The sequence below is a fragment of the Rhodococcus daqingensis genome (assembly GCF_042665615.1).
In the GTDB taxonomy this organism is placed as follows: domain Bacteria; phylum Actinomycetota; class Actinomycetes; order Mycobacteriales; family Mycobacteriaceae; genus Rhodococcus_G; species Rhodococcus_G daqingensis.
Genome location: NZ_JBHTCS010000029.1, coordinates 85,422 through 95,004 on the forward strand (window position 1 = coordinate 85,422; position 9,583 = coordinate 95,004).

The 9,583-nt window shown below is 69.0% G+C and carries 12 protein-coding genes; 6 read left to right on the plus strand and 6 right to left on the minus strand.

The features are described 5' to 3' along the window. Positions 1 to 190: 190 nt before the first annotated feature. Entirely contained in the window at positions 191 to 385 is a 195-nt protein-coding gene (locus ACFQS9_RS24265; RefSeq protein ID WP_378409115.1) for a hypothetical protein, read from the plus strand. Positions 386 to 486: 101 nt separating this feature from the next. Here ACFQS9_RS24265 and ACFQS9_RS24270 read toward each other — a convergent pair whose 3' ends face one another. The 3 genes from ACFQS9_RS24270 to ACFQS9_RS24280 form a co-directional block, all read right to left on the minus strand. Next, complete coding sequence (locus tag ACFQS9_RS24270) at positions 487 to 1,797, minus strand: condensation domain-containing protein (protein WP_378409116.1); 1,311 nt, start codon at positions 1,795 to 1,797, stop codon at positions 487 to 489. 196 nt (positions 1,798 to 1,993) lie between these two features. Next, on the minus strand, positions 1,994 to 2,503 hold the full coding sequence (locus ACFQS9_RS24275) for a nuclear transport factor 2 family protein (protein ID WP_378409117.1): 510 nt from the start codon (positions 2,501 to 2,503) through the stop codon (positions 1,994 to 1,996). Positions 2,504 to 2,594: 91 nt separating this feature from the next. Continuing rightward, positions 2,595 to 3,260, minus strand: a complete 666-nt coding sequence (locus ACFQS9_RS24280) for a TetR/AcrR family transcriptional regulator (protein WP_378409118.1) — start codon at positions 3,258 to 3,260, stop codon at positions 2,595 to 2,597. Positions 3,261 to 3,348: 88 nt separating this feature from the next. On the opposite strand from ACFQS9_RS24280, the gene ACFQS9_RS24285 reads away from it, so the two are divergent. After that, complete coding sequence (locus ACFQS9_RS24285) at positions 3,349 to 4,782, plus strand: DHA2 family efflux MFS transporter permease subunit (RefSeq protein ID WP_378409119.1); 1,434 nt, start codon at positions 3,349 to 3,351, stop codon at positions 4,780 to 4,782. Between the two features lie 371 nt (positions 4,783 to 5,153). Here the strand turns inward: ACFQS9_RS24285 and ACFQS9_RS24290 are convergent, their stop codons facing one another. From ACFQS9_RS24290 to ACFQS9_RS24300, 3 genes are all read right to left on the minus strand, one after another. Next, the gene (locus ACFQS9_RS24290) at positions 5,154 to 5,726 is read right to left on the minus strand and encodes a pentapeptide repeat-containing protein (RefSeq protein ID WP_378409120.1); all 573 of its coding nucleotides are present in this window, start codon (positions 5,724 to 5,726) and stop codon (positions 5,154 to 5,156) included. A 261-nt stretch (positions 5,727 to 5,987) separates the two neighbouring features. Then, the gene (locus ACFQS9_RS24295; RefSeq protein WP_378409121.1) at positions 5,988 to 6,446 is read right to left on the minus strand and encodes a ferritin-like domain-containing protein; all 459 of its coding nucleotides are present in this window, start codon (positions 6,444 to 6,446) and stop codon (positions 5,988 to 5,990) included. Beyond that, on the minus strand, positions 6,443 to 6,958 hold the full coding sequence (locus ACFQS9_RS24300) for a hypothetical protein (RefSeq protein ID WP_378409122.1): 516 nt from the start codon (positions 6,956 to 6,958) through the stop codon (positions 6,443 to 6,445). Before ACFQS9_RS24300 ends, ACFQS9_RS24295 begins: the two co-directional genes overlap by 4 nt. A gap of 155 nt (positions 6,959 to 7,113) precedes the next feature. Between ACFQS9_RS24300 and rimP the strand changes: the two genes are divergently transcribed. From rimP to ACFQS9_RS24320, 4 genes are all read left to right on the plus strand, one after another. Then, on the plus strand, positions 7,114 to 7,683 hold the full coding sequence (rimP, locus tag ACFQS9_RS24305) for a ribosome maturation factor RimP (RefSeq protein WP_378409123.1): 570 nt from the start codon (positions 7,114 to 7,116) through the stop codon (positions 7,681 to 7,683). Between the two features lie 4 nt (positions 7,684 to 7,687). Then, positions 7,688 to 8,719: a transcription termination factor NusA gene (gene nusA / locus ACFQS9_RS24310; protein ID WP_378409124.1), complete on the plus strand. Its 1,032-nt coding sequence runs from the start codon at positions 7,688 to 7,690 to the stop codon at positions 8,717 to 8,719. Between the two features lie 44 nt (positions 8,720 to 8,763). Further along, a complete protein-coding gene (locus tag ACFQS9_RS24315; protein WP_378409125.1) occupies positions 8,764 to 9,114 on the plus strand; it encodes a YlxR family protein in 351 nt (116 codons plus the stop codon). Positions 9,115 to 9,208: 94 nt separating this feature from the next. Beyond that, the coding region (locus tag ACFQS9_RS24320) for a translation initiation factor IF-2 N-terminal domain-containing protein (RefSeq protein ID WP_378409126.1) at positions 9,209 to 9,583 on the plus strand (375 nt) is incomplete at its 3' end.

The window sequence follows — 9,583 nt, forward strand, 5'->3', positions numbered from 1 at the left end:
CGTATCAGAGGTGATTTCGATGATCTTCGCATGTGTGCCGGCCGGTCGGCCGGCACGAAACCCGGTGATGACCCGATGACGCCCTGACTCTGCGGCTTCTGCAACACATGACCTGTGGCATCTGAGTTGTCAATCGCGGATCGCCTGTGCGCACAGGCCCGGCAACAACCATTCAAGGAGGAGATTCGTCATGCTTGGACTCTTGATCGGCCTCGGCGGAGCGGCGCTGGGCCTCGGTCTGGGACTCGGTGGAGCCGCGCTCGGCCTCACCATCGGCCTCGGTGGCGCCGCCATCGGACTCGGCATCGGCCTGCTCGGTCTCGGATTCGGCCTGCTCATCAGCGACCGGGACGTCAAGTACGACATCGAAGAACTCGCAGCCTGACCCGTGCGATCCGGACGCGCACCGGCAGGATTCCCACCCCTACGACCGCACCCCCGCTGACCACGTCAACGGGGGTGTGATGCTGTGACGGCAGCGCGCGGTCAGGCGATCAGCGACAGCGGACTGTCCGTGTCCGCGGCGAGGAAGCCCTCGACGAGGACCAGGAACCGCTCGTGCAGCCGCCTGAGTTCCGGCTCGGAGTACAGGTCCGGGTTCGCCAGGAAGTCGATGCGGGCGGCGCCCTCGATCGCGCCGGGACGGACCCGGACGGTCAGGTCCGCGACCGGGCCGGTGGTCAGGACGTGGAGCGTGCCGTCCCGTGGTCCGAGGGGGATCGCGCCGTCGGCCAGCATCAATTCGATGGTGGGGCCGAACGAGGCCGCGTGTTCGCCGATCAGGCCGACCTCGCGCGCGATGTCCTCCTGGCGGAAACGCTGACGGCCGAGCGCACCCGCGAGCTCCCGCCCCGCGGCGTCGCTCGCGTCACCGACCGTCATCCCGGCACCCGAGGACAGCCGCAGCGGCACCACGTTCGCGAGCGATCCGCCCGAACGGCGCACGGCGGCGGTGCCCCGTGCGGGAGTGGGGAGGGTGACGGTGACCTCGTCCCGGCCGGTGTGCCGCGCCAGCAGGGCGCCGAAGGCGGCGACGACCGCCGGAGCCGACACGACGGCACCCGCCGCGGCGGGAGCCAGCTCGCCGCGGACGACGACGGGCTCGGACTGGGCCGGTGCCGTGGCGCCCGCGAACGTGACCGGATCCGCGACGCCGGCGAGGTGCTCGGCCCAGGCGGCGCGGTCCCGCTCGAAGCGGTCGGACGTGCGGTAGGCGGCGTCGGAGGCCACCACCGCCTCCAGGTCGAGCGACTCGGAGGGGCAGGTCGCGGCGCCGACGAACGCGTGGGTGTACAGGTCGGCGGACCGCTCGATCAGCATGCGCAGGCCGTGGGCGTCGAGGGCCACCTGGTGTGCACGCACGTACCAGTACGAGTGCTCGTCGCTCATCCGCAGCACCGCCGCGACGATGAGCCGGCCGGTCGACATGTCCACGGGTCGGGAGTACTCGTCTCGCATCCATTCCTGCGCGGCCGCAGCGGGGTCGGCGTGCCCGCGGAGGTCGATCTCCTCGACGAAGGCATGGTCGGCGGCGGCGAGTGTCAGATACGGGTAACCGTCGACCTCGACCACGTGCATGCGTCCGGCCCCGAACTCCCGTCCCGCCCGATGCACCGAGTCCATGAGCAGGTCCACGTCGAAGGATCCGCGGATGTCGACGTACTGCGCGACGGAGATCGGTGCGTCACCGCAGACGCGCTGGGAGAACCAGGCCGAGTGCGCGGCGGCGGAGAGCGGGAGCGCCCGCGGCCGGGCGCCGGAACCGGAGATCCTGGTGGGCTGCGCTGGCTGGTTCACGAAACTCTCTCCCTCGACTCGGACTGCGTGACCGGGAACTGCTCTGGCCTCAAAGTCTCGTCGGAGGGGGAGGGGGTGGACAGGCACCCAAGCGGTGGTTGGGTTGGCCCCGAGGGTGATGGATTTTCCACCCTGGGTGGGGGTCCGTGCCGCCGGCCCCGGGTGGGTCTCGGTGTCGGCGGCACGGACGCCGGAGTCAGCCCTGGGGAGTCGACACCCCGGCGAACACGCCCTCGGACACCACGGCATCGGGGGAGATCGGTCGGGTGAGGGACCACGTCTCCGTGAAGTGGCACTTCGACATCCGCCACTCGCCGTCCTCGATCACGTACTCGTCGTCGTACTCACCCGTCGAGACGGTCTCGGTGTTGTCGATCAGGTTCAGCTGGCGGAAGCGCAGCGTCCAGCGGCCGGTCGCGGTGCCCTCGCCGGTGAGGGTGATCTCGGGGTGCAGGCCGTGGTGCATGTCGAGGATGACGTGCTTGCCGCCGACTCGGTGCAACGCGATCTTCTCGAAGATCTCGGCCATCGGGCCGATGTCGTCGAACGCGCCGAGGCGGCCGTAGTCGATGTCTGCGCCGGAGCGGATGAAGCTGTCACGGAAGGTCTTCGGGTCCTTGCCGTCGCAGGCCCGCCAGTAGCGGTACTTGAGGTTCTTGATCGCCTCGACCTGTTCGAGGGCGTCGATTCGTTGCGCGAGGTCCACGGTGAGTCCCGTTCTCTGGTCACTGATCTGATGTGACCTGGACGATAGGCGTGCGGGCCCGAGCTCGCAGCAACTCTTCCCGCGGGGCGGGCTAACCTCGCGCCGCAGCGGCATTCAGGATGGCCGCCGACCCCGAGATCGCGGCGTCCAGGGTCTGGCCGAAGGCGCATTCGGAGAGTTCGGCGAGCGCCGGGTCCTCGTCGAAATGCTCGGGGGCCTGCATGGCGAGCAGGACATTGAGCAGCATCCCCTTCGCGATGAACTCGCGCGCTTCCTCCGGTGTGCACCCGGTGCGGGTGCGGATCTGGGTGTAGATCTCCGACATCGCGGCCCGGGCCTGCGCGCCGATCTCGGGGGTCCCACCGGCGGTGAAGCCGTGCATCATGACCAGCAGCAGGTCGCCGTCGGAGACGAGCTCGCCGTAGGAGGCGCCCAGCCGGGACCAGAAATCCTCGCTCTGCGGATCGATGCCGCCCGGCTCGGCCGCGATCCGGTCCAGCTCCTCGTCGAAGGTCGCCACGATGCGCTGCAGCGCCCGGGCGAACACCTCGCGGAACAGCTCGGCCTTGGTCCCGAACATGCGCACCACGTACGGCTGGGACACCCCCGCCTCCCTGGCGACCGCATCCGTGCTGGTGCCCGCGTAGCCACCGCGCGCGAAGGCGCGTGAGGCGGCGGCCAGTACCAGCTCGCGACGTTCCGGAGCGCTCATCCGGGTCGCGGGACGGGGGGACTTCGTCGGCTCCACCACTGACATGTTGACAGGTTATCACTTGATACCTTAGCGTTCCGATTTAAGTAATCATTTGATGCTTACAAGTCCGATGTCGCTTCGAGGAGTGGTGATGACCGCAACAACCGATCAACTCGACGTCCTGATCGAAAGCCCGCCCCGGACGCCCGCCGGGCGCCGGGTGCCCCTCTGGCTCGCGATGCTCGCGGCCTCGCTGCCGATGTTCATGGCCACCCTGGACAACCTGGTGATGACCAGTGCGCTGCCGGTGATCCAGGCGGATCTCGGCGCCTCGGTCGGGCAGCTCCAGTGGTTCATGAACGCGTACACGCTGTGCTTCGCGACGTTGATGCTCGCGGCTGCCACCCTCGGCGACCGTTGGGGCAGGCGGCGCATGTTCCTCTACGGCATCGGGCTGTTCACGCTGGCCTCGATCGCCTCCGCGCTGTCCACGACGCCGGAGCTGCTGATCGCGTCGCGGGCCGTGCAGGGAGCGGGCGCAGCGGCCATCATGCCGCTGTCGCTGACCCTGCTGGCCGGCGCGGTGCCCGCGACGAAGCGGGCGCTGGCCATCGGTGTGTGGGGCGGCGTGTCCGGCCTCGGTGTCGCGCTCGGCCCGGTGGTCGGCGGGGCCGTCGTCGACGGCGTCTCCTGGCAGGCGATCTTCTGGCTCAACGTCCCGGTCGGTCTGATCGCGGTACCGCTGGCCCTCTACGCGCTCAGCGAATCACGCGGCAGGCGTGAGCGACTCGACGTGCTCGGCGTGCTGCTGGCGGGCGCGGCCGTGTTCCTCGGTGTCTGGGGAATCGTGCACGGCAACGAGGACGGTTGGACCTCCGCGAGTGTGGTGGGCGCGCTGGTCGCCTCCGTGGCCGCGCTCGGCGCGTTCCTGTTCCGGGAGACGCGCTCCCCGAATCCCGTGATGCCGTTGCGACTGTTCCGTTCGCGGAGCTTCTCGATGGCCAACATCATCGGCCTCGCCTTCACCCTCGGCATGTTCGGTGCGGTGTTCCTGCTGTCCCAGTACCTGCAGATCGTCATGGGCTACACCCCGTTCGAGGCGGGGCTGAGGACGCTGCCGTGGACGGCCGCGCCGATGGTGGTGGCGCCCATCGCGGGCATCCTGGCGCCGCGGGTGGGACTGCGGCCGCTGCTGATCGCCGGACTCACCCTGCAGGCGGCGTCACTGATCTGGATGGCCCTGTTGCTCGAGCCCGGCGCTGTGTACGGGGAGATGATCCCGGCGTTCGTGATGGCGGGTGTCGGCATGGGCCTGACCTTTGCCCCCAGTGCGACCGCGGTGCTCGCGGACATGGCCGAGGTGGACCACGCGACGGCCAGCTCCGCGAACTCGACGATCCGGGAGATCGGCGTGGCATTGGGTATCGCGGTCCTCACCGCGGTGTTCCTCGGCAACGGGGGCAGCCTGACCCCGGCCGGCTACGCGGAGGGCCTGCAACCGGCACTGTTCGTCGGTGCGGCCGCCGTCGGGGTCGCCGTCGTCGCGGCACTGTTCATGCCGAGCCGACGGGCGCAGCAGGTCTGAGGCGTCGGAAACATCCTCGGCTCCCGAAACGACATATGAGTAGAAGCGTGAAGGGTCTTGGAGGAGGTGAGAGCGATGCTGTTGACACACATGTTGAGCGACCTGACCGACGACGAGGTCGACCTGGTGGTGGCGGAAGAGCTGCATCTGCTCGGCACCGCCTCGTGAGTATCTCGGCCAGGCGTGCCCAGGGCTGACCTGGGAACGGCACCTTCGGCGGTGCCGTTCCCGGGATCGCTCGCCAATTTGCCTCGCGCAGAGCGGCTTCCGTCAACGCATTTACCGCAGTAGTGGTGAGTGCGTCGGCGCGGCTTCCGCCGGAGTCGCCGCTTCGCGGCGCTGTTCATGCCGAGCCGGCGGTACCAGCAGGCCTAATTCACCAGGTTGTCGGTGAGAACCGCAAGGTACAGGTTCGCGTTGTCGGTCTTCGTGTCGGTGAGGTTCGCATTGATGAGGGTTGCAGCCTGCAGATTCGCACCGGTCAGGTTCGCCTTCGTCAGGTTCGCGGCGAGCAAGGTCGCGCCGTTCAGGTTCGCGCTCGTCAGATTCGCCCGGGACAGGTTCGCCCCGGTCAGATCAGCGTCGGCCAGGGTCGCGTTCGTCAGATTCGCCCGGTCCATGTTTGCGCCGGTCAGGTCCGCCCCAAAGAGGTTCGCGCTCGTCAGATTCGCCTGGGACAGGTTCGCCCCGAACAGGTTCGCGTTGGTCAGGTTTGCGTATTTCAGGTTCTGCCTGGACAGGTCCTGGCCGGAGAGGTTCGCGCCGGGGCAGTTGGTGAAGTTGGTCGGCGACGGATTGTGCACGATCGTGCAGCCGTTGATCACGTGGTCGGCGTGGGCGACGGGCGCGACGACGGCCATCCCGGCCAGGGCGACCCCGGTGCCGATCGCGGCGTGAGCGCACCGACGGGCGAGGGTGCGGCGGGCGGACTTCTCTGAACTCATCAAGGGTCACTCCTTCGACGGGCAGCCGTAGCTGCTTCGGTCATGGGGCCTTGCGTGAGAATCCGTCGGCGGCGATGTCCGCCGGCAAAGATAGATCAGACCGCACAGTTCGAGATGGGCGTCTCGAGATGGCCAGAGCGAAATGAAATCGAGACCAAGCCGGGTGCGGGAACGCCGGAGGAACTCGTCGCTCGGATGTGTCGCATTCTCGGCTCCCGAAACGGCATATCACCGCCTCGTGAGTATCTCTGCCGGGAGTACCTAGGGCTGTCCCGGGAACGGCACCGTCGGCGGCGCCGTGCCCAGGATCGCTCGCCAATTTGCCTCGCGCAGAGCGGCTTCCGTCAATGCATCGACCGCAGCCGCGCGGGTGTGCTCGGACTCGGCCCGCTCGATCACCGATCGCCAGGCGACCGCCGTGTCCGCCTCGACAGTCGCGGCCAACTGGATGGCGCTGATCGGATCGACGACCGGGAAGGGCACGGTGTAGCCCGGGTCGGCGCCGGGGGCACGCACCCCGGCGGCGGTGAGTGCGTCGATCGTGGCATCGCGCCTGGCCCGGTGCGCGGCCGCGTCGGCCGAGATGTCGCCGATGCGGGCGGGGTTCGAGAAGGCGGCGATGATGCCGTACGCGTAGACGGCGGCGTGTTCGGCGCTCAGGGCGTCGACCAGGGCCTGCTGCTCCGGTCCGAGTGACGGGGTGGGGCTGGGGGAGGTCACAGCAGCAACACCGCCTGCTGCGCCGCGACGGCGGCACTGACCGAGCCCAGCAGCCCGGCGCGGTATCCGGACAGGCGACGGGCCAGGCCCGCGGCCTCGCGCTGCGACCCGGCGAGCTGGGTGCGCAACTCGTCGACGGTCGGTGGGGGTGGTGCCGGTTCGGCCTGGCCCCCGGTCGGGCTGGGTGAGGGCATCGCGGTCGGGTCGATGCCTGCCGCGCGCGCCACCTCGGCGGAGAGCGCGTCGGCGTGGGCGCCGCGCTCGCTCGCGATGACGCTCAGCGCCCCGGCGCGTTCGGGCGCGAGAGCGGCGGCGGCGGTCGCGGTGGCCGCGTCCCGGCGGGCCGACTCCGCTGCCGAGATCAACGGATCCGGTTCGGCGGAGTCCCGGTCGGCGGCGTCGGTGGTGCACCCGGCGGACAGCGTGAGGGCGGTCAGGCCGACCGTCGCGGCACCCGCGATCCGGAAGGCCGAACGCCGAGAGATCGGTGACGGGGTAACGGCAACAGGCACCGGACCATCTTGTCAGGTGTCCAGTCGATCGCAGGCACCGAGGCTGGTCACGAAGCGGTCAAATGCGCGATATCCTTGGTCATCGCGCCGGAACCCGTTTTCGGGCGTGTACGAGGTGTGCCTACCGACCACAACTGAACGAGGGAGCTCCACTGATGCCGGTTCCGCCGAAGGAGAGGGTGATCGAGCTTCTCTCCGATCTGGTTCACCGCCAGGGATACGACCTGGAGGATGTGGCGGTCACGCTCGCGGGCAAGCACAGTGTGGTCCGGGTGATGGTGGACAGCGACACCGGGCTCGACCTCGACGACGTCGCGGAGCTGAGTCGGGCGATCTCCGAGATCTTCGATGCGGCATCCGAATTCGGGGAGGCTCCCTACACGCTCGAGGTCACCTCGCCCGGGATCGACCGGCCGCTGACACAGGAGCGACACTGGCGCCGAGCGCGCGGACGCAAGGTCCGGATCGACCTCGCCGACGAGAGCCTGACCGGACGGATCGGGGCGCTCGGGGACGGTGTCGTCGCGATCGTGCAGCCCGGCAAGGGCGGTCCGTCGGTGCGCGAGATCGCGCTCGCCGACATCGGCACGGCGGTTGTGCAGGTGGAGTTCTCACCCCCGAACGAGCGCGAGCTCGAGCTGGCCGGTGGCGTCGCCGAGGGTCGGGTGGCCGCGGCGCAGATCGATGAGACAGATTTTCAGGTTGATGAAGAGGTAGAGGGGTAGACAAGTGAATATCGACATTGCCGCGCTGCGCGCGATCGAGGTGGAGAAGGGTATCTCCGCCGGCACCATCATCGCGGCGATCCAGACGGCGCTGCTGACCGCCTACCGTCACACCGAGGGCCACCACGCGCACGCGCGGATCGACGTGGACACCAAGACCGGTGTGGTCCGGGTCATGACCCATGAGGCCGACGCCGACGGGAACATGATCGGCGAGGAGGTCGACGACACTCCCGAGGGCTTCGGCCGGATCGCCGCGACCACCGCTCGCCAGGTGATCCTGCAGCGTCTGCGCGACGCCGAGCACGAGCGCAGTTTCGGTGAATTCTCCACGCACGAGGGCGAAATCGTCGGCGGCGTCATCCAGCGCGACACCCGCGCCAACGCCCGCGGCATGGTCGTCGTGCACATCGGCAGCGAGGCGAGTGGCGCGGAGGGCATCATCCCGGCCGCCGAGCAGGTGCCGGGGGAGAGCTACGAGCACGGCGAGCGGATCAAGTGCTACGTGGTCGGGGTCACCCGCGGTCAGCGGGGCCCACAGATCACCCTGTCCCGGACCCACCCGAACCTGGTCCGCAAGCTCTTCGCGCTCGAGGTCCCGGAGATCGCGGACGGCTCGGTCGAGATCGTGGCCGTCGCCCGCGAGTCCGGCCACCGGTCGAAGATCGCTGTGCAGTCGCGGGTCCAGGGCCTCAACGCCAAGGGTGCGTGCATCGGTCCGATGGGGCAGCGCGTGCGCAACGTGATGAGTGAACTCGCGGGCGAGAAGATCGACATCATCGATTACGACCCGGATCCGGCCAAGTTCGTCGGAAACGCACTCTCCCCGTCGAAAGTGGTGTCGGTCACAGTCGTGGACGCCGATGCGCGAGCCGCCCGGGTGGTCGTCCCCGACTTCCAGTTGTCCCTGGCCATCGGCAAGGAAGGGCAAAATGCCCGCCTGGCAGCGCGGTTGACCGGGTGGCGGATCGACATCCGCAGCGACGCCGAACCCGCCCAGGATCGGCCCGCCGGACCCGCTCCCACGCGTGTCTAGGGGCGGCATGCGGGAAACTGGCTCGAACAGCGGTAGAGTGGTCAATGGCTCAGCATGAGTTTTCGGTACAGACGCGCGCGCAATCCGGTCAACCGGTCCGCACGTGCATCGGTTGCCGCAAACAAGCGCTGGCCGCTGATCTGCTGAGGATCGTCGCGCAAGAGGTGCAGCCGCAGGGCTGGACGCTGGTGCCCGACCCGCGACGCAGACTCCCGGGGCGGGGTGCCTGGTTGCACCCCGATCCGCAGTGTCTGAGTCAGGCCGAGAAGCGCCGAGCATTCGGCAGAGCACTGCGAGTGTCCGGAAGTCTGGACACGGCGGCCCTCGATCACATGATCGAATCGCTCCCACAACAGAGCAGTACCTCTCGAGAAGTCAGGCAAACACAATCATGAGCACACCGTGAAGCACCAGCGATGATCGTCCATCGGAGATAACCCGAGGTCGTGCGGGCACCCAGCCGCGCTCGACCTCTCAGTGAGGAGAGCAGTGGCAGGCAAGGCCCGCGTGCACGAGTTGGCCAAAGAACTCGGTGTCACAAGCAAGGAACTACTCGCACGGCTCAAGGAGCAGGGCGAGTTCGTGAAGTCGGCGTCCTCGACCGTGGAGGCCCCGGTTGCACGGCGCATCAGGGAGTCGTTCCCCGGCGCACAGTCGGCGGAAGCCGAGGCAGCAAAGCCCAAGACCCCGTCGCCCAGTGCGGCCAAGCCCGGTGCCCCGCGCCCCGGCCCGAAGCCGGCGGCCCCCGCACCGGCGGCCCCGGCCCAGCCGGTGGCCCCCGTGGCTGCGGCCGTGCCGACTCCGGCCCCCGTCGCCGAGCGTCCGGCTCCGCGTCCGGCCGCCCCGGCGGCCCCGGCCGCGTTG

Excerpts from the sequence above, each read along its gene's own strand:
- ACFQS9_RS24285 (WP_378409119.1), top strand. The coding sequence starts at position 3,349 with ATGACCGCAACAACCGATCAACTCGACGTCCTGATCGAAAGCCCGCCC.
- ACFQS9_RS24265 (WP_378409115.1), top strand. The coding sequence starts at position 191 with ATGCTTGGACTCTTGATCGGCCTCGGCGGAGCGGCGCTGGGCCTCGGT.
- rimP (WP_378409123.1), top strand. The coding sequence starts at position 7,114 with ATGCCGGTTCCGCCGAAGGAGAGGGTGATCGAGCTTCTCTCCGATCTG.
- ACFQS9_RS24280 (WP_378409118.1), bottom strand. The coding sequence starts at position 3,260 with ATGTCAGTGGTGGAGCCGACGAAGTCCCCCCGTCCCGCGACCCGGATG.
- ACFQS9_RS24315 (WP_378409125.1), top strand. The coding sequence starts at position 8,764 with ATGGCTCAGCATGAGTTTTCGGTACAGACGCGCGCGCAATCCGGTCAA.
- ACFQS9_RS24290 (WP_378409120.1), bottom strand. The coding sequence starts at position 5,726 with ATGAGTTCAGAGAAGTCCGCCCGCCGCACCCTCGCCCGTCGGTGCGCT.